This window comes from Anabaenopsis tanganyikae CS-531, assembly GCF_029891675.1.
Lineage (GTDB): Bacteria > Cyanobacteriota > Cyanobacteriia > Cyanobacteriales > Nostocaceae > Anabaenopsis > Anabaenopsis arnoldii.
In genome coordinates, this window is record NZ_JANQDF010000005.1 from 19,116 (window position 1) to 36,260 (window position 17,145).

General features: G+C 41.7%; 20 protein-coding genes. 13 read left to right on the forward strand and 7 right to left on the reverse strand.

The window, feature by feature from the left end; all coding sequences use genetic code 11:
• Positions 1–243: 243 nt before the first annotated feature.
• Complete coding sequence (locus NWP22_RS00355) at positions 244–741, forward strand: TM2 domain-containing protein (RefSeq protein ID WP_271731168.1); 498 nt, start codon at positions 244–246, stop codon at positions 739–741.
• On the opposite strand, the gene NWP22_RS00360 is transcribed toward NWP22_RS00355, so the two are convergent.
• From NWP22_RS00360 to thrC, 3 genes are all read right to left on the reverse strand, one after another.
• Complete coding sequence (locus NWP22_RS00360; protein WP_417006586.1) at positions 738–1,286, reverse strand: DUF2996 domain-containing protein; 549 nt, start codon at positions 1,284–1,286, stop codon at positions 738–740. The two genes, NWP22_RS00355 and NWP22_RS00360, sit on opposite strands and share 4 nt — an antisense overlap.
• 56 nt (positions 1,287–1,342) lie before the next feature.
• On the reverse strand, positions 1,343–1,618 hold the full coding sequence (locus tag NWP22_RS00365) for a MoaD/ThiS family protein (protein ID WP_271731166.1): 276 nt from the start codon (positions 1,616–1,618) through the stop codon (positions 1,343–1,345).
• A gap of 88 nt (positions 1,619–1,706) precedes the next feature.
• Positions 1,707–3,011, reverse strand: a complete 1,305-nt coding sequence (gene thrC, locus NWP22_RS00370; RefSeq protein ID WP_271731165.1) for a threonine synthase — start codon at positions 3,009–3,011, stop codon at positions 1,707–1,709.
• Positions 3,012–3,326: 315 nt separating this feature from the next.
• On the opposite strand from thrC, the gene NWP22_RS00375 reads away from it, so the two are divergent.
• The 3 genes from NWP22_RS00375 to NWP22_RS00385 all read left to right on the forward strand — a co-directional run bounded on the left by NWP22_RS00375 (position 3,327) and on the right by NWP22_RS00385 (position 6,230).
• Entirely contained in the window at positions 3,327–3,770 is a 444-nt protein-coding gene (locus NWP22_RS00375) for a DUF2267 domain-containing protein (RefSeq protein WP_271731164.1), read from the forward strand.
• Positions 3,771–3,814: 44 nt separating this feature from the next.
• The gene (locus NWP22_RS00380; RefSeq protein WP_271731163.1) at positions 3,815–4,192 is read left to right on the forward strand and encodes a DUF2267 domain-containing protein; all 378 of its coding nucleotides are present in this window, start codon (positions 3,815–3,817) and stop codon (positions 4,190–4,192) included.
• A 391-nt stretch (positions 4,193–4,583) separates the two neighbouring features.
• Positions 4,584–6,230, forward strand: a complete 1,647-nt coding sequence (locus NWP22_RS00385; protein ID WP_271731161.1) for an alpha-keto acid decarboxylase family protein — start codon at positions 4,584–4,586, stop codon at positions 6,228–6,230.
• A 63-nt stretch (positions 6,231–6,293) separates the two neighbouring features.
• Here NWP22_RS00385 and NWP22_RS00390 read toward each other — a convergent pair whose 3' ends face one another.
• Entirely contained in the window at positions 6,294–6,920 is a 627-nt protein-coding gene (locus NWP22_RS00390; RefSeq protein WP_271731160.1) for a J domain-containing protein, read from the reverse strand.
• A 378-nt stretch (positions 6,921–7,298) separates the two neighbouring features.
• Between NWP22_RS00390 and psbP the strand changes: the two genes are divergently transcribed.
• From psbP to NWP22_RS00430, 8 genes are all read left to right on the forward strand, one after another.
• Entirely contained in the window at positions 7,299–7,844 is a 546-nt protein-coding gene (gene psbP / locus NWP22_RS00395; protein WP_271731158.1) for a photosystem II reaction center PsbP, read from the forward strand.
• A gap of 133 nt (positions 7,845–7,977) precedes the next feature.
• Positions 7,978–8,571 (forward strand): Maf family protein, encoded by a 594-nt coding sequence (locus NWP22_RS00400; protein ID WP_271731157.1) that lies wholly within the window; start codon positions 7,978–7,980, stop codon positions 8,569–8,571.
• 147 nt (positions 8,572–8,718) lie between these two features.
• The gene (locus tag NWP22_RS00405; protein WP_271731156.1) at positions 8,719–9,456 is read left to right on the forward strand and encodes a phycocyanobilin:ferredoxin oxidoreductase; all 738 of its coding nucleotides are present in this window, start codon (positions 8,719–8,721) and stop codon (positions 9,454–9,456) included.
• Between the two features lie 1,031 nt (positions 9,457–10,487).
• The gene (locus NWP22_RS00410) at positions 10,488–11,927 is read left to right on the forward strand and encodes an HlyD family efflux transporter periplasmic adaptor subunit (RefSeq protein ID WP_271731155.1); all 1,440 of its coding nucleotides are present in this window, start codon (positions 10,488–10,490) and stop codon (positions 11,925–11,927) included.
• A 107-nt stretch (positions 11,928–12,034) separates the two neighbouring features.
• Positions 12,035–13,189, forward strand: coding sequence for an ABC transporter permease DevC (devC, locus tag NWP22_RS00415; protein WP_271731154.1), 1,155 nt, complete (start codon positions 12,035–12,037; stop codon positions 13,187–13,189).
• A gap of 132 nt (positions 13,190–13,321) precedes the next feature.
• Positions 13,322–14,035: a DevA family ABC transporter ATP-binding protein gene (locus NWP22_RS00420; RefSeq protein ID WP_271731153.1), complete on the forward strand. Its 714-nt coding sequence runs from the start codon at positions 13,322–13,324 to the stop codon at positions 14,033–14,035.
• A gap of 56 nt (positions 14,036–14,091) precedes the next feature.
• A complete protein-coding gene (locus tag NWP22_RS00425) occupies positions 14,092–14,868 on the forward strand; it encodes an HAD family hydrolase (RefSeq protein WP_280801389.1) in 777 nt (258 codons plus the stop codon).
• Positions 14,869–15,121: 253 nt separating this feature from the next.
• The gene (locus tag NWP22_RS00430) at positions 15,122–15,613 is read left to right on the forward strand and encodes a hypothetical protein (protein WP_271731150.1); all 492 of its coding nucleotides are present in this window, start codon (positions 15,122–15,124) and stop codon (positions 15,611–15,613) included.
• Positions 15,614–15,639: 26 nt separating this feature from the next.
• Here the strand turns inward: NWP22_RS00430 and NWP22_RS00435 are convergent, their stop codons facing one another.
• The 3 genes from NWP22_RS00435 to NWP22_RS00445 all read right to left on the reverse strand — a co-directional run bounded on the left by NWP22_RS00435 (position 15,640) and on the right by NWP22_RS00445 (position 16,810).
• A complete protein-coding gene (locus NWP22_RS00435; protein WP_271731149.1) occupies positions 15,640–15,930 on the reverse strand; it encodes a TMEM165/GDT1 family protein in 291 nt (96 codons plus the stop codon).
• 38 nt (positions 15,931–15,968) lie between these two features.
• Positions 15,969–16,367 carry a TMEM165/GDT1 family protein gene (locus NWP22_RS00440; protein WP_271731148.1) on the reverse strand — a complete coding sequence of 133 codons (399 nt, stop codon included), beginning with the start codon at positions 16,365–16,367 and terminating at the stop codon, positions 15,969–15,971.
• 92 nt (positions 16,368–16,459) lie between these two features.
• Positions 16,460–16,810 carry a YkgJ family cysteine cluster protein gene (locus NWP22_RS00445; RefSeq protein WP_271731147.1) on the reverse strand — a complete coding sequence of 117 codons (351 nt, stop codon included), beginning with the start codon at positions 16,808–16,810 and terminating at the stop codon, positions 16,460–16,462.
• Between the two features lie 125 nt (positions 16,811–16,935).
• Between NWP22_RS00445 and psb30 the strand changes: the two genes are divergently transcribed.
• Positions 16,936–17,058: a photosystem II reaction center protein Ycf12/Psb30 gene (psb30, locus tag NWP22_RS00450; protein ID WP_200987685.1), complete on the forward strand. Its 123-nt coding sequence runs from the start codon at positions 16,936–16,938 to the stop codon at positions 17,056–17,058.
• The last annotated feature ends 87 nt before the right edge of the window (positions 17,059–17,145 follow it).

The window sequence follows — 17,145 nt, forward strand, 5'->3', positions numbered from 1 at the left end:
AATATTCCCTATCCTGGTGAATGAGTTTGTTAGAGTGTTGTGAGGATAGCACACAGATATGATCATTAGACAAATCTCTGTAATTCAATTAATGCTAGTTATTTTTATTACATTATAATTAAGTATTAATATTTAATGTATCCCCTGCTATATCAATGATTGGATTGAATCAGACCCTGAAATTACCCCGGCTAACCTGGAAGTAAATCAACATCAAATCTCATCTCTAGGGTGGAAAATAAGATGAATCCTGAAAAAAATCAGCATAATGACCGTCTTCTTGTCTCTTATATCTTGAGTGCAGCCTTGGTTTTTGGCTTAGGAGGATTGCATCGTTTATACAACGGTAAAATCGGAACCGGTCTGTTGTGGCTGTTTACTGGGGGTGTATTTGGTGTAGGGCAATTTGTAGATTTGTTCCTCATCCCCAATATGGTTAATGACTATGAACAGAATCTCAGAGCTAAAGCGGGTTTATCTCCCCTGGGTGTACCTATGAATCAACAGGCGATCGCCGCCCAAGTCCATCACCCCACTGGTGAGCAATTAATGATTGCACTGCTTCACGCCGCAGAAGCTAAGGGTGGTACTTTGACCGTTACTCAAGGTGTAAGTGCTACAGGTGCAGGCTTTGCAGAAGTAGAAGCTACCCTGAAGGAAATGTTAACATCAGGCTATGTCAGAATAGGTAACAACCCCACTACTGGAGTTGTCACCTACTACTTTGACGAGCTCAACTAATTTCTACCTAGCCACTTTTGACCGTTTAAACGCTGCACTAAACCAAATACCAAAAGGTCTAATGTAATTTTGCGCTCATCAATTAGGAATGACTCCAGTGTGCTGGGTTTTTTACCTTCGTTACAGGAAAATCCCTTTTTGCCAGTGATGCTTTCTTCTGGGAAGTATACATTAAACTGACGCTGGCCATTTTGCCAACTACCGATAACTTGCCAACACTCTTCGGCTGACTGAAACCCCGCGATGGGAAGTTTCTGTTTGGCAAAGGACAGCTGTAAGTCCTGTACACCTTGCTCGGCGATCGCTTTTTGCAAAGTTGGTAAGTAGTGCTGCTCCATAAACTCCACAAAGGGCTTATCTTCCACAGCTGGGGGTTTTTCCTTTTTCGCTGCCGCAGCGGGTTTTGCGGCTTTGGGGGCTACTTCTCCCCCTTGATTTTGATTCTTTTCTTCTGCCATTGCTCTGGTCAATCCTTTGTTTAGCTTGGGGAGCGATCGCTCGGTTTTTCGTGGTCGGTTAACTTCATTTTGACATAGGACAGCCAGGCGATCGCTGTCAACTCAACCTGCTTATGCACCCCCAATGACTAATCACTAGCTAATCAACCACCAGCTACCGCTGGGACAATACTTACCTCATCCCCATCTTTCAGGGGTGTATTTATCCCATCTAAAAACCGGATATCTTCACTATTAACATAGAAATTGAGGAACCGTCGCGCCTGTCCTTTCTCATCGCACAACCGGGATTTTATCCCTGGACAGTTTTCTTCTAGAGAATCGAACAGCTCGGACACATTACTACCAGTGCAAGTCAGGGTAGCTTGGTTATTAGTAAATTTTTGTAGGGCGGTGGGAACTAAAACTGTAACAGCCATAGAGCTAAAAATTTGCGAGTGAATAATACAGTTAAGAGTGCAGCTAGGAATTGAATGTGAGAAAAAACCCTTAACTCACAACTTCTAACTAAACTAGAACTTGTTGCCATTCCAAGCGGTCAAGTGTACGAGAGCGCTCTAAGGCACGTTCAAAACTATCAAGTTTGGCATCAATTGTCAAAGGTTCACCGACGTAACCTTGAACTGCTTCTTGGGTTTTTAATCCATTACCGGTAATGTAAACCACGGTAGTTTCATCTGGGTCAATCTTGCCAGCTTCGACTAATTTTTTCAGCACAGCCACGGTTGTTCCGCCTGCTGTTTCTGTGAAAATACCTTCAGTTTCTGCTAATAGCTTGATGCCTTCAATAATTTCTGCATCATTAACTGATTCTATATTACCGCCAGTCTTTTGGGCAATTTCTACAGCATAAATCCCATCTGCTGGGTTACCAATGGCGATGGATTTAGCAATTGTATTTGGTTTTACCGGTTTAATAAAGTCGCGACCTTCTTTGAAGGCTTCGGCGATGGGTGAGCAACCTTCGGCTTGAGCGCCACTAAAGCGGACATTCTTACCTTCTACTAAACCGACCTCTACGAACTCTTGGAAACCTTTATAAATTTTTGTAAACAAAGAACCAGAAGCTAGGGGCGCAACAATGTGATCTGGTAGTTCCCAGCCTAATTGTTCTGCTACTTCAAAGCCGAGAGTCTTGGAACCTTCAGAATAGTAAGGACGTAAATTGATATTGACAAAACCCCAACCGTGTGTATTGGCAACTTCCGAGCAGAGACGATTTACCTGATCGTAGTTCCCCTTAACTGCCATCAGTGTGGGACTGTAGATTAAGCTACCTAGGACTTTACCAGCTTCTAAATCTGCAGGGATGAATACACAACAATCTAAACCAGCATAAGCGGCGATCGCGGCTGTAGAATTTGCCAAGTTACCAGTGCTAGCACAGGACACAGTACTAAAACCCAATTCCCGCGCCCGGCTGAGAGCCACCGACACCACCCGATCCTTAAAGCTCAGGGTGGGCATATTTACAGCATCATTTTTAATATAAAGTTTATTCAGACCCAGGCGACGAGCCAACCGGTGGGAACGTACCAGGGGAGTCATACCTGTTCCCACATCTATAACATTGTCAGTTGCGACAGGCAAAAAGGGACGGTAGCGCCAAATAGAGTTAGGTCCAGCGGCGATTTTTTCACGGGTCACACTCAGCCGCAACTCACTGTAGTCATACTTAACTTCCAGTGGACCAAAGCATAACTCACAAACATGACTGGCTTTAAGTTCGTATTCCGCACCACATTCTTTACACTTTAAAGCTTTTAAAGTCGAGGTTGTTGATTGGGTATCTTTGGTGATTGCCTGAGTCATAAATGAAGCCTTCCCTGTTTTGTCAGTCAACTGTGAGTTGATGCTAACACGACTCAAAATACCCGTCAAACATACCCGATAAAAATAGTCGGGTATAATGGTGTAATTTAAATCACAGTATGTTTTAACAGGGAAAAAATCCCTGAGATAGAGCCGTAAATCAGGAATGACACCCCATTAGTCAGAGGAGAAAGAATTGCTGACTAATTAGGATGGACTAAAGGACATAAAAAGCCTTGAAATCCAATAGAGTCGGGAGTTGTGCCCTAAATCCCCACCCTTGCCAAATCAAGGCACTTGACAGGAGCCATCAATATGACAATCACAGGACTGGATATCTTTGATACGACAGTTCAAACTACAATTCCTTGGGTCAATGACCTGTGTAATAAACTAGGCTGGGAAAGTAAACACCAGGTCTTTCAAGCCTTGCGTTCCACATTGCACGCTCTGCGCGATCGCCTAACCGTACCAGAAGCAGCACATTTAGGAGCGCAGTTACCCATCCTCCTAGGGGGGTTTTATTACGAAAACTGGCGACCCGGAGCCACCCCCACCAAAGAAAGGAATAAAGAAGCATTTTTACAGCATATCCGTGATGACTTCCGCAGAACCGAACCAGACATAGACGCAGAAAGTGTAGTCCGTGCCGTATTCCAGCTACTAGCTGAACGGATCACCAGAGGCGAAATTGACGATGTGATTAATATGATGCCCCCAGCATTACGAGAACTCTGGCCTGAAGAAGTCCGAGTTTAATTGATTTACCAAAGAATTATTATACAAATTCAACGAGGGACACAATGGAATATGAACAATTTCTCGATGCTGCGGGTAAACTCTCCTTCATCCCAGATAGAGAAACAGCTGATGCAGCCGTCAAAGCAGTTCTGGGAATTTTAGCCAGCAAACTAGACGAAGAACAAGCACACCAACTCACCGACAACCTTCCTGAGCCTCTTAACTATCAAAGACTGCACTCCCACCAAGTCAGAAAGCTGCCTATTTCCGCTGATGAGTATATTGCTGTGATTTGCGAACAATTCAAGTTAGATGATATTCAAGCTAGTGAGCTAATTCAGGAAACTCTGCGAGTCACCAAAGAAGCTGTCAAAGACAAAATCCAGGAATTAACATCCCGCCTACCTGCTGACTGGAGCGCCTTAATTGAAGCCGCTTAGGAATGCTGCATAAAATACACAACCTCACTCCCAAGACTCTAATCACAGGTAAACAGGGGTGAGGTAAAAAACTTTTCTTCACCTACCCTCAACTCCCACAAGTGTAAAACCTTAGCGCCATGAGATAGGGGTTTTAACCTCCGGCTCCTTTCTGGGCTGAAATATCCAGCAAAAAACTCTGGATTGTCAATATGATAATTTTGTGATTATATATACAATATATTCTACTTATATGAGATATAGATATTAATTGTAAAAATATTGTGATATATGCATCCTGCCCCCACTGGTGTAACTCAATCAAATCAAATATCCTGTATAATATACAGGCTGTTTCTCTAAGTATAAATGGGCATAAATAATATTAATGATTAACTAATTTCCTACTACCATGACCACAGTTAGTGAATATTTATTTCATCGATTACACAGCCTCGGTGTTCAACATATATTTGGCGTGCCAGGAGATTATGTTTTAGACTTGATGGATGTTTTAACCCAAACTCCTATAAATTTAATTTGTAACTGTAATGAACTCAATGCCGGTTATGCAGCAGATGCCTACGCACGGGTTAAAGGTTTAGGTGCTGTTTGTATTACCTACGGTGTGGGTGGCTTTAGCTTAGTTAATGCGGTAGTTGGCGCTTATGCGGAAAGGGTTCCTCTGGTAGTCATTAGTGGTGCGCCTAATAGTTCGGTGAAGAAAACTAACTTGCTTCTACACCACACCACGGGAGACTATAACCTGCAACTGTCCATTATGGAAAAAATCACAGTTGCTGCTGTCAGTCTGACTATAGCCAGTCAAGCCGCAAATCAAATTGACCAAGCTCTGGCGGCTTGTCTCCACTACAAACGACCTGTTTATATTGAAATTCCCCTGGATTTAGTACATCAACCTTGCCATGTTCCCCAGGGTAAGCTCTATTCTTCATTGAAGTTAACAACCCCAGAAACATTACCAGAAGCTTTAGAAGAAGCCGTAGAAGAAGCAGTAGAATTATTGAACAAAGCACACCTCCCCGTAATTTTAGCCGGTGTGGAGTTTCATAGATTTAATCTGGAAAAGCAACTGTTGCAACTTTTAGCAACTACTGGTTACCCGGTAGCTACAACCATGCTGGGTAAATCTTGCATTTCTGAGATGCACCCCCAATTTATTGGCAATTATGTAGGTGCTTTGAGTCGAGATAATGTGCGTCAACGCATCGAAACCGCTGACTGTGTATTGTGTCTGGGTGCAATTATGTCTGATATGAATTTGGGCATATATACAGCTGACCTGAATGCCCACAAGTTAATTAATGCTAACTCAGAGAAGGTCAAGATTAAGCATCATTTTTACCAACCTGTTTATCTGGGAGATTTCATTGATGGTTTAATTAACAAGCTACACAAAAAAGATGCTCAAACTTTAGACTTTACCCCTGCTGCGGATGTCATCGCCACCAGTTTTACACCCCAACCTGAAAACAAACTGACTAATGGGCGGTTTTATGAACGCATCAACCATTTTCTAGAAGATGCTTGTATTGTCATTTCTGATACTGGAGATGCAATTATCTCTACAATGGATTTATTAATGCCTGAAGAGACAGATTTTATTGGCCAAGCCTTTTATTTATCGATTGGTTATTCTATCCCTGCTTGTTTGGGTGCCGCTATGGCCGATCGCGATCGCCGCCCGATAATTTTTGTGGGAGATGGAGCTTTTCAAATGACTGCTCAAGAACTATCCACCATTATCCGCCATCGGCTGAACCCGATTATTTTCCTCATTAATAATGATGGTTATACCATTGAGCGCGTCATTAAAGATGGCCTTTATAATGATATCCAACCATGGAAGTATCATCAAATACCACAAATATTTGGCGAAAGTTGGAGTTGTGAAGTGTCTACAGAAGGGGAATTAGAGATAGCTTTAGCTCAAGCCAAGGTGAATACTGAATGTGTTTCTTTAATTGAAATTCACCTAGACAGGTTTGATTGTTCCCCAGGACTAATGCGGCTAGGTGAAGCTATGAGTAAAAAATGATAAATGTCACTCTATCATAACAGTGTAATTACTGAATTATCTGCCATAAATCCACATAGGGGATTAAAAACAAAGCTGCTCTAATTTTTGGAAGTCTTGTTGGACTTCCCGCCAGAGAGTCTGATTATTATGATCTGTATTCAGAGCTTTTTTGAGATAAATTCTCGCTTTTAACAATTGATTTTGGGAGATTAAAACCCGTCCCCAGATTTGATAAGCGACGGCTTGCCATTGGCGAACTTCTTTATCTGTGGGTAACCGTGCTGCTAAAGCTTCCACTAGGGCGATCGCTTGGGAAAATCTTTTTTCCTTGAGAAATCGTTGCAGCTGTTCATAAGTCTTCCACTTCAGGCGCTGTTCTATTTCGGCAATATTAGGCGGCTTTGCTCTTGGGGGCTTTTCTAATCTAACGCTTGTGGTGGGCGGTTTTTGGGCAGGTCTGGATTTGATATGATTACGCCCGGACTCAGAAGAATTACTTGACGGTGGGGAGATATCCTCAGCAGGAACTACCGTTAAGAGGAACTTGTAAGCTTCTGTTAAGGCAATAAACTTATCTTTAGTTTTGATGTCATTGGGATTAACATCGGGATGATATTGCTGTGCCAATCGTCTGTAAGACGCTTTGATGTCAGCCAAAGAGGCTCCTGACTTTAAACCCAAGAAATTGTAGCAATTTTCAAGATCCATCGTGATCTATCAGCTATTAGCTTCCAATCTTAAAATTCTCACTATAGCATTTCCCATGATCGTGAGGTACATTTTTTTTAGTTTGAGGGAACAGGGAATTGGTGTGTACTTCAAGAGCCTGAAAAAGGCTATATAAACACTAATTATAGATTTATTAGTTCATATTGGGCTGTTTTCCCGGAATTTTAACCCCTGGAGTTAACCCCAGGGTCTTTAGTCATCACGAGCCGTAAAATTAGCATGAGTGCCTCCATGTATCCTAAACTGAGTTAAAGATTAAGGTGTGAGTCTCATAGCTCCCCCAAACGCCCTGACAAAGATAAAAACCAGAAATCAGGCTTGTCTGATTTTTTCCCCCGACTACAGGAATCTTAACAAATGTGGAAAAGAATTGTATTTATTTTGCTATTAGTTTTGAGTATCAGCCTCAGTAATCCTGGTGTAGCTGCCGCAGCCGGACTGAAAAGTTTTGTAGACTCTTATGATGGTTATGAGTTTTTATACCCTAATGGCTGGTTACAAGTTAAAGTTGACAATGGCCCTGATGTAGTGTTCCACGATTTGATAGAAATATCTGAAAATGTTTCTGTAGTTATTAGCCCGGTTCCTGATGATCAAGATTTGACAGAACTGGGAACACCCACAGAAATAGGATACAAATTAGGAAAAGCGGTTCTTGCTCCCCCAGAGTCTGGTCGTTCGGCGGAATTAGTCAACGCTTTGCAACGAGAATCTAATGGGAAAACATACTATATTCTAGAGTATGAGGTAAAACTTCCTAATCTGGAAGACAGACATAATGTCGCCAGTGTTGCTGTCAGCCGTGGTAAATTGTTTACCTTTAATGCATCAATTCCCGAAAGGCGTTGGCAGAGGGTTAAAGGCTTGATGGCAAATGTTGTAAATTCTTTCTCGGTGTATTAACAAGGTAATTTCTCCCCTGGACTAAATACAACTGACTATAGTATGGGGAGCTGTAATACACGCAAGTCATGCTCCCCGCCAGCATTTCTTTTAGTTTCTGTGGTTTTGACTGCCATATTTTAGCAAAAGTCTTATGACAACACCTCAATTTGTACTCGCTTCAGCTTCCCAAGCCCGCCACCGCTTGCTGCAAACTGTTGGGATGAAAGTGATAGTTAGACCTAGTGATTTTGATGAGTCGCAAATTCAAGTCAATGAACCAGCAGAATTAGTCCAACTTCTCGCACAACGCAAGGCGGAAACTGTAGTTCCACAGTTTGAATCAGCTTTGATTATGGGTTGTGATTCGGTTTTGGCTGTGGATGGTAAAATTTATGGTAAGCCAGCCGATGATGCTGAAGCTATGGCCCGTTGGCAATTAATGCAAGGTAAATTCGGCGACCTGTATACTGGTCATGTGTTAATTGACCTCTACCAACATCGGACTTTAGTTAGGTGTCAGGTAACAAGAGTATATTTCGCTAAAATGAGCGATCGCACAATTCAAGCCTATGTCGCTACAGGAGAACCTCTCAGGTGTGCGGGGGCTTTCGCCCTGGAGGGGTTTGGTAGTTTATTCGTGGAAAAAATCGCCGGTTGTCACAGCAATGTCATTGGACTGAGTTTACCTCTGCTGCGGCAGATGCTAGAAGATTTGGGATACGAAGTTACTGATTTCTGGCATTAACCGCTGCTAAATTAAAATTTTGTGCCTCCCTGGACTGGTGCGTCTGGGGGAGAAACCAAAAAATACTGGCTCAAATTCCCAGAACCCAAGTGTGACAGCAGAAGGTAGACTGACAATTAACCCTAGGATTGAATTTGCTCAAAAAAAATGTCATTTACTCCTACTACTTCGCTGCGAGAACAACAACATCCCTTAATTCATCAACTAGCGGATTGTATTGAGGCTGTTTGGCATAAACACTTAGAACTATCACCTTACCAATTACCTGCTGAACTGGGTTATGTAGAAGGTAGATTAGAAGGCGAAAAACTAATCATAGAAAATCGCTGTTATCAAACAACTCAATTCCGCAAAATGCACTTAGAACTAGCAAGGGTGGGAACTATGCTAGATATTTTGCATTGTGTAATGTTTCCCCGTCCAGAATATGACTTACCAATGTTTGGTTGTGACTTAGTTGGGGGTCGAGGTCAAATTAGTGCGGCGATCGCAGACCTATCTCCCGTAGACTTAAAAGGTAAGTTACCAGAATCATACAATACCAAACTAACAGCACTCACAGATGTGAAGTTTTCCCAACCCCGTCAATTACCCGAGTGGGGTCATATATTCTCGGAATTTTGCATTTTTGTTCGTCCTGTTTCCCCAGGAGAAGAGAAAATGTTTCTGTCTCGTGTCCAAGACCTTTTAGAGATTCATTGTACCCAAGCCATAGATTCCAGTCCAGTTTCACCAGAAAAATCACTGCAAATCCTAGCAGGACAACGGGAATACTGCACCCAACAGCAACAAAACGATAAAACCCGCCGGGTACTAGAAAAAGCCTTTGGTTCAGACTGGGCCGAAAATTATATGACCACAGTCTTATTTGACTTACAAGAATAGTTATTGTAGCAGAGGGGAGATACTATGTCAAGTGTTGTTAATCTCCCCATCTGTAGGTTCCGTTACCTTTTCTCATAACTGATGAATGTAGAATTTATGCAAAGAAACTTGAATGGAGTTAGACAAAAGTAGCAAAGTCTAGAAATATTCGCCATATCAAGGAACAGGTAAAAAACCTACTAATTAGTTGAAAGAAAATTTAAGGAAACCGTAATGTTAGGAATTGTGTTTTTGATATATCTTGGTAGCAGATCATTGACTAACATTTTTGAATCAAGGTGTGCCTAATTAACCTGTATATATAGCCTTGGTTTGTGAGCCTGTGGTATTGGTGTTTATGGTGGAATCAAGGGCAATGGCTGGCAATAATCATCGCTTATTCCCAAAAATTCACAGAGAATTGGTATTAAAAAATGCTCACTTTGTTAGCAGAAAATTTCTTTGATAAACTGTGAGTATAGGGGCGAAAAAGCCAAAAAATAGGGATATTTTCCGGGTAAATAGGCGATGGCGAATTTCATTTAATAAATTTATACCAGGCTGCAATCATCCTGAGAGTTGGCAGATGTAACTTGCAATAACACTGCATCATGTTAGACATATCTAGGGTTGAGGGTGCATCAGATAGGAGATTTTTAGCAATTATCAGCGTGCTAGTGAGTAAAAACTATGGGATTGAATTTACAGCACTTTTATTTTTGTTGATAGCATTTCCCATGGTCGTGAGGTACAAAGTTTTTTAGTTTCAGGGAACACCGGAACAAATTGGTGTGTATTTCATTAGCCTGAAAAAGGCTGGAAGTAAATGAACTACACATCTTAATACCATCAATATTTTCGATTAGGCATCTTCCCTACCCTGGGTAGCTCATGCACATGAAATGGGCTGTCATCCCAATTTGAAAAAAGAGTGTAATGCATAGAAACCGAGAAACAAAACATAGGTAAAGTCTCACGCATCTTCAGGTATAGCAACCGCTGATTCGGTTTTTTTATTTCTATAAGCACAATTCAACAAACAGGCAACAACCATGTCAAGGGTGACTGAGAAGCCAAGCTCAACAGAGCTGCTACTGGAATCGGAACAACCTAAGATTTGGTGGGGTATTGCTGTAGCCTTACCAATTCTCATCGCTGCTGGGCTACTAACTACAGCTAAAGTGGAGCAGCTAAAAAAACTAGGCTCCTCTGTACCCATCAAGCCAATGACTAACAGCATTAGCGCTGTGGGGCGTTTAGAACCAAAAGGACAGGTTTTAAAACTCTCTGCGCCTGCAGCTGGATTGCAATCTTCCTCACGGGTGCGGCAGATCTTTGTGAGAGAAGGTGAGCGGGTAAGAAAAGGTCAAATGGTGGCAATTTTAGACAACCATGACACCCAACTAGCAGCAGTGGAGGAAGCAAAAGCCAGACTGCAAGAAGCGCGGGCTAATTTAGCCCAAGTCAGAGTTGGCTCCCCCAGAGATCTGGAAGCTCAAACAGCAGTGATTGCTCGTTTACAAGCTGAGTTAAACGGAGAAAGCGATGCTCAACAAGCGATGATTGCTCGCATAGCAGCCCAGTTGAGTGGAGAAAAACTGGCTCTACAAGCAACAGTGAATCGTCTAGAAGCTGAACTGAGAGGACAACAAGACAGTTTAAGAGCAAGTATCCAACGCATTCAAGCTGAACAGCGCAATGCTGCGGTTGATGCTTCCAGATATGAGATGTTATACCGTGAAGGTGCTATTTCCCAGCAGGAGAGGGATAGAAGAACATTGGCTGCGGTAACTTCCAATCAGCAAGTTATTGAAACCCAAGCTACCCTGCGACAGGTAGAGGCGACTTTACGACAACAACTGGCTGAGGCCAGAGCCAACCAGGTAAAAACTATCACCACCTTGCAACAGCAGCTGGTGGAAGCCAAAGTCAACCGCGATAAAACCATCATGGCTTTGCAAAGTCAAATTGACGAACAAAAAGCCAGACTCAGGAGAATTCAAGAATTCGGCCCTACTGATGTTCAAAGGGGAGAAGCTCAAGTTAGTAATGCTCTGGCTAATCTCAAAAGAGCAGAAGCAGAACTGAAATTAAGTTATGTTCAAGCGCCCATTGCTGGAGAGATTTTAGCAGTGCATACAAAATCAGGAGAAGCTATCAGCGCCAATGGTATTGCTGAGATAGGAGAAACTAATGAGATGACTGTTGTTGCTGAGGTCTCAGAAGACAGTATTGCTCAAGTGCGGATAGGTCAAACTGCTAGTATCACCAGCGAAAATGGAGCATTTATTGGGGAATTAAAAGGAACTGTCACAGAAATTGGCAGAAAAATCGGCAAAAAAGACATCTTGAGTACAGACCCGGTAGCAGATGTAGACGCTAGAGTTGTGGAAGTGAGAATTTCCCTGACTCCAGAACATAGTGAGCGAGTTTCTGGTTTTACCAATGCTAAAGTAATTACCCAAATTAATAAAGGAATCAGTTCTGATTGAGCATTAACACCAATGCGAAAAGAAGAATTTAACCTATCAAAGATTTCAGGTTTTTGCTGGAATCTTGCCATCCCTAATTCCTTGAACAGCTTTCTTAATTAAGCATAATGGCTCGTAAAATACCCCTGTCTTGGCTGCAACTGACCAGAGACAAAAGTCGCCTAGCTGTCGCTTTGGCAGGAATTGCCTTTGCTGATATTTTGATGTTTATGCAAATTGGTTTCCGGGATGCTCTCTATTATAGTAATGTGCGGTTACATAGTAGCTTAAATGGGGACATTGTTTTAATTAACCAACAATCTAATGCTTTATTAGCCATGGAACAATTTTCTCAAAGGAGATTGTATAAAGCCTTAGAATTACAAGCGGTAGAGTCGGTGCATCCGATATATTTGGATTATACAACCTGGAGGAATCCTATTACAGGTCGTCCTCGGAGTATTCTCATATTTGGCATGAATCCAGAATCTAATCTGTTTGATTTACCTGGTGTTCAAAGTCACTTGGAGCAATTGAAACAGCCTGATGTAGTTTTATTTGACCGTTCTTCGCGGGAGGAATATGGCCCCATTGCTTCCCAATTCAAGGGAGGAAATACTTTAATCGCCGAAGTACAAAGAAGACGAGTTAAAGTAGGTGGATTATTTACTTTAGGTACATCTTTTGGGGCAGATGGTAATTTAATTACCAGTGATGTTAATTTTCTGCGGATATTTAGAAACCGCCAAAGAGGATTGATTGATATTGGTCTGATTAGATTAAGAGCAGGACAAAATCCTAATGTTGTCGCTCAACAATTGCGTAATCATTTACCTCAAGATGTTAATGTCTTAACGAAACAAGAGTTTATTGATTTTGAGCGCAATTACTGGGCAACTAGTACTGCTATTGGATTTATATTCAGTTTAGGTACGATAATGGGCTTCATTGTCGGTACTGTAATTGTTTATCAAATCCTTTATACTGAGGTTTCCGATCATTTGTCAGAATATGCAACTTTAAAGGCAATAGGTTATACACAGAAATACTTGTTGATGGTCATACTCCAAGAAGCATTTTTATTAGCTTGTTTAGGATATGCTCCAGGATGGATTTTTGCTATGTTCCTCTACTCTAGGGCTAGAGAAGCTACACTACTACCCATCTTTATGAGTTATAGTCGGGCAATAACTGTGTTAATTTTAACTATACTTATGTGTTTTATCTCTGGTGCGATCGCTGTACGTAAATTACGTTCTGCTGATCCAGCAGACATCTTTTAATTTCAAAATAAATCGAAATTCTCGATCTAGATGCAGAATTTCGATTTATAATTGGTACTTGATATATATTCAGTATTTACAGGCACTACAGTTCTGAGACGGAAATCCTAACACCTACTCACCCACCTAAATATGAGACAAGAACCTGTAATTGCTATAAAAAATCTCAATCACTACTATGGCAAAGGCGCGCTCAGGAAACAAATTTTATTCGACATTAACCTAGAGATTTACCCGGGGGAAATTGTGATTATGACTGGTCCATCAGGTTCAGGTAAAACAACCTTACTAAGCTTGATTGGTGGTTTGCGGTCTGTACAACAGGGAAGCCTCAAGTTTTTAGATGTAGAAATGTCTGGCGCTAGTCAAAATCAACTAGTAAAAATTCGCCGTAATATCGGTTATATTTTTCAAGCTCACAATTTGTTGGGTTTCTTAAGTGCTAGACAAAATGTACAGATGGCGGTGGAATTGAGTGATCATGTCACTCCCCATGAGGCAATTTCTAAGTCAGAAGCTATGCTGAGTGCAGTGGGTTTAAAGGACAAAGTGAGTTACTACCCAGAGAGCCTTTCTGGAGGACAAAAACAAAGAATAGCGATCGCCCGGGCTCTTGTCAATAATCCTCCATTGGTGCTAGCAGACGAACCAACGGCGGCTTTAGACAAACAATCAGGACGGGATGTGGTGGAAATCATGCAGGGTCTGGCTAAAGAACAAGGAACTTCTATCTTGCTAGTGACTCATGATAACCGCATCTTAGATATAGCCGATCGCATTGTGGAAATGGAAGATGGTCTTTTAGCTCGTGATTCTCAAACAGTAATTAACAGTGACAAGCATTAATTTGGTTTCCATCAGCTGTATGATAGTTATTTTTTACCGCTGATGGAAAACGCACTATGTATAGTCGGCTCAAACCACTGTCTGAGGCTTCATTCACTAATATTGCCCTTGTTGCCACAGATATGGATGGTACTCTCACTCAAGGAGGCAAATTTTCCACTACAATACTGCAAGCTTTAGAAAAGCTAGCATCTGCGGACGTAAAAGTATTAATTGTGACTGGGCGTTCCGCAGGATGGATGAGTGGAGTAAGCCACTTGATGCCTGTTATCGGTGCGATCGCCGAAAACGGTGGTTTATTTTATCCATCTGGGAAGGAGGAACCAGTAACCTTAACAGCCATTCAGGACTTAAAAGCCCATCGCCACAGTTTAGCTGTCACTTTTGAGTTCTTAAAAACAATCTTTCCTCAAATTGAGGAATCAGCGGACAATCGTTTCCGGGTCACAGATTGGACTTTTAACATCGGGGCTTTGACTCCAGAGGAATTACAAAGACTGGGTAATCTTTGTCAACAAAGGGGCTGGGGATTTACTTATAGTACTGTGCAGTGTCACATTAAACCTCAAGAACAAGATAAAGCTATAGGATTATTGCAAGTTTTGCAAGTATACTTACCTGAAATTTCACCCAAGCAAGTGGTCACTGTTGGTGATAGTCCCAATGATCAAAGTTTATTCAATCAAAGTCAGTTTCCTATTTCCGTGGGTGTAGCCAATGTCATGCAATATGCACACCAGCTAGAACATCAACCTAGTTATATTACCCAGTCTGCTGAAGGAGAAGGATTTTGCGAATTATGTAATTATATCTTACATAGGAAGGCAACTTAGTTTGATCCATTACGGTAAATTAAGCTGCGGGTATTTTCCCCGACTTGAGTGTAGGTTACGGGGAGAAACTAATAAACAATTGAATTTTTGTTGTATTAACAAAAATTCATATTATTTATTAATACGACAAAAAGATAAAAATCATTACTTTTTGAAGTTATCAAGCTATTTGTAACAGATAATTTATAACTGTAGTGAGAACTACTTTTTCAGTTAAACTCTGAAAATAGAAGGACAGCAATTATTATTTTTTATGAATACCATATCTACAGTTGAATTCAAGCGCCCAACTTGGGAAACGGCTATCATCTTGGCTTTGGGCTTTTGGTTGAGTTCTAGTCTAGTTCTAGACTGGGTAATCATGCCTAGCCTCTACCTTTCTGGTATGATGAGTCAAACAGACTTTGCCACAGCAGGTTATGCGATTTTTTGGAACTTTAATCGCATGGAATTATTATCGGCTGCTGTAGTATTAACTGGCGTACTGGCTTTGAGTCAAGCCAAATCGCGCTGGAATCCTAGGGTGATTGTATTTGCGGTCATGTTACTTGCTGTCACCTTAGTGGATACCTATTTCTTGACTCCGCAAATGTGCGCTGTGGGTGTTAATCTCAACTTGTTTGCCACAACCGCCACAATTCCAGGGGAAATGAATTTACTACACGGTGGTTATTTTTTCCTAGAAATGCTCAAAGTATTAGCTGCAGGAGCACTTTTAAAGGGCTACTGGCAACAGCAAGTTTAGTAGGTTCTGTGTAATCTGAAATTGCCTTATTCAGCATCGGTTGAGGCTTCGCTAAACAATAGCAAACGCGCAGCCAGAACTGCAAACCCTACAGCCGCGATCGCCTTTAATAAGCGCGTCGGTAATAATTCCGCCACAGCGCCCCCGGCTATTGCTCCCAAAAAGCTGGTGAGCAATAGCGCGCCAGCAGTACCAAAAAATACCGCTTGCCGAGATTGGGAACGCCCAGAAAGTGCGATCGCAGCTAATTGACTTTTATCACCTAATTCTGAGAGAAATACAGTAATAAAGCTCAGTCCTAAAAGATGCCAGTCCATAAGTTTGTGGATAGTTAGAGAGTGGGGGGGTGAGTTAGTTAATTATGAAATACATCCCAAAACAGCATGACAGAAATCAGCAATAACATCATCCCGGCTGATTTTTCTACGACTTTGGGACTGAGGCGATTAGCAATCCAACCCCCTAAAAGCACGCCTAATAGACTAGTAGTAATTAGGGCTACTCCAGCACCAATAAAAACTACCCAGGGCGCATGAGATTCTGCACTCATTAATAAGGTGGATAGCTGGGTTTTATCTCCAATTTCTGCCAAAAATATAGTCAGGAAGGTAGTAGCAAAAGTTGCCACCACCGACTCCTGCTGTTTGGGACTATCTGTAACTACAGTTAGGTCAGATGAATCCCTGTCTTTGATTTCTGGCTGGTTGTCAGTCTCAGCAGTGACAGAATTTATCGGTACAGAGTCAAGTTTCACGGGCGGTAGTTTTCTGAAGGTCTTTCATAATTCTCTCATCTTCTCAGATGATCTTGATAAATTGCAAGGCCATTGCAGAAAGTGACATAAATTCAGAATCCCACGGCTTGATTAAACCGGATAATTTCCAAACTGCGATCGCCATAGACTCCCTCTATTTGCTCACGACAGCAGTCAATAGCAAAATCATTGAGTTCTTCGGGTTCAATTCCATACATATCCTCAAATATATCTGCCTCTACACGGCAAAAACGGGGACGATTGGCATATATACTGCATTCTCGGCTGTCATGGTCAAAGTTAACGCACCATCCCCCCTCGCCCACCATACTCAGGTATAGCTCTAATTCTGCCGGTGTAAGATACTCCTCTAAATCTGGACGATCTGCGGGTTCAAGATTACAGCAGGCGCCACATTGTTTCACACATTGCCAGTTTGCCATTTTATGGACTTTCCTATAGTTTTGTTAAGTAAATTAAATGTAACAGCCCCAAGCCAGATATGATAAATTGCGAGTTTTGCAATTGAGTGACTGTGTTTTTCAAAAGTTAAGGGGATCAGGGAAAAATGTTTGACGCTTTGAGCAGTATCAATTGGGAAGTTATCTTCCAGTTAGTTTCTGTAGGACTAATCCTCATTGCTGGTCCGGTGGTAATCTTTGTACTGGCATTTCGCAACGGCGACCTGTAGGACTGTGATATCCGGAGTTATCAGTTTTGAAACTTATAACTCCGAAATCATGACCACCAGAGGCTGAAAGACAGCTTGGATAAGCTT

Excerpts from the sequence above, each read along its gene's own strand:
- NWP22_RS00355 (WP_271731168.1), top strand. The coding sequence starts at position 244 with ATGAATCCTGAAAAAAATCAGCATAATGACCGTCTTCTTGTCTCTTAT.
- NWP22_RS00365 (WP_271731166.1), bottom strand. The coding sequence starts at position 1,618 with ATGGCTGTTACAGTTTTAGTTCCCACCGCCCTACAAAAATTTACTAAT.
- thrC (WP_271731165.1), bottom strand. The coding sequence starts at position 3,011 with ATGACTCAGGCAATCACCAAAGATACCCAATCAACAACCTCGACTTTA.
- NWP22_RS00375 (WP_271731164.1), top strand. The coding sequence starts at position 3,327 with ATGACAATCACAGGACTGGATATCTTTGATACGACAGTTCAAACTACA.
- NWP22_RS00380 (WP_271731163.1), top strand. The coding sequence starts at position 3,815 with ATGGAATATGAACAATTTCTCGATGCTGCGGGTAAACTCTCCTTCATC.
- NWP22_RS00385 (WP_271731161.1), top strand. The coding sequence starts at position 4,584 with ATGACCACAGTTAGTGAATATTTATTTCATCGATTACACAGCCTCGGT.
- NWP22_RS00390 (WP_271731160.1), bottom strand. The coding sequence starts at position 6,920 with ATGGATCTTGAAAATTGCTACAATTTCTTGGGTTTAAAGTCAGGAGCC.
- psbP (WP_271731158.1), top strand. The coding sequence starts at position 7,299 with ATGTGGAAAAGAATTGTATTTATTTTGCTATTAGTTTTGAGTATCAGC.
- NWP22_RS00400 (WP_271731157.1), top strand. The coding sequence starts at position 7,978 with ATGACAACACCTCAATTTGTACTCGCTTCAGCTTCCCAAGCCCGCCAC.
- NWP22_RS00405 (WP_271731156.1), top strand. The coding sequence starts at position 8,719 with ATGTCATTTACTCCTACTACTTCGCTGCGAGAACAACAACATCCCTTA.
- NWP22_RS00410 (WP_271731155.1), top strand. The coding sequence starts at position 10,488 with ATGTCAAGGGTGACTGAGAAGCCAAGCTCAACAGAGCTGCTACTGGAA.
- devC (WP_271731154.1), top strand. The coding sequence starts at position 12,035 with ATGGCTCGTAAAATACCCCTGTCTTGGCTGCAACTGACCAGAGACAAA.
- NWP22_RS00420 (WP_271731153.1), top strand. The coding sequence starts at position 13,322 with ATGAGACAAGAACCTGTAATTGCTATAAAAAATCTCAATCACTACTAT.
- NWP22_RS00425 (WP_280801389.1), top strand. The coding sequence starts at position 14,092 with ATGTATAGTCGGCTCAAACCACTGTCTGAGGCTTCATTCACTAATATT.
- NWP22_RS00430 (WP_271731150.1), top strand. The coding sequence starts at position 15,122 with ATGAATACCATATCTACAGTTGAATTCAAGCGCCCAACTTGGGAAACG.
- NWP22_RS00435 (WP_271731149.1), bottom strand. The coding sequence starts at position 15,930 with ATGGACTGGCATCTTTTAGGACTGAGCTTTATTACTGTATTTCTCTCA.
- NWP22_RS00445 (WP_271731147.1), bottom strand. The coding sequence starts at position 16,810 with ATGGCAAACTGGCAATGTGTGAAACAATGTGGCGCCTGCTGTAATCTT.
- psb30 (WP_200987685.1), top strand. The coding sequence starts at position 16,936 with ATGTTTGACGCTTTGAGCAGTATCAATTGGGAAGTTATCTTCCAGTTA.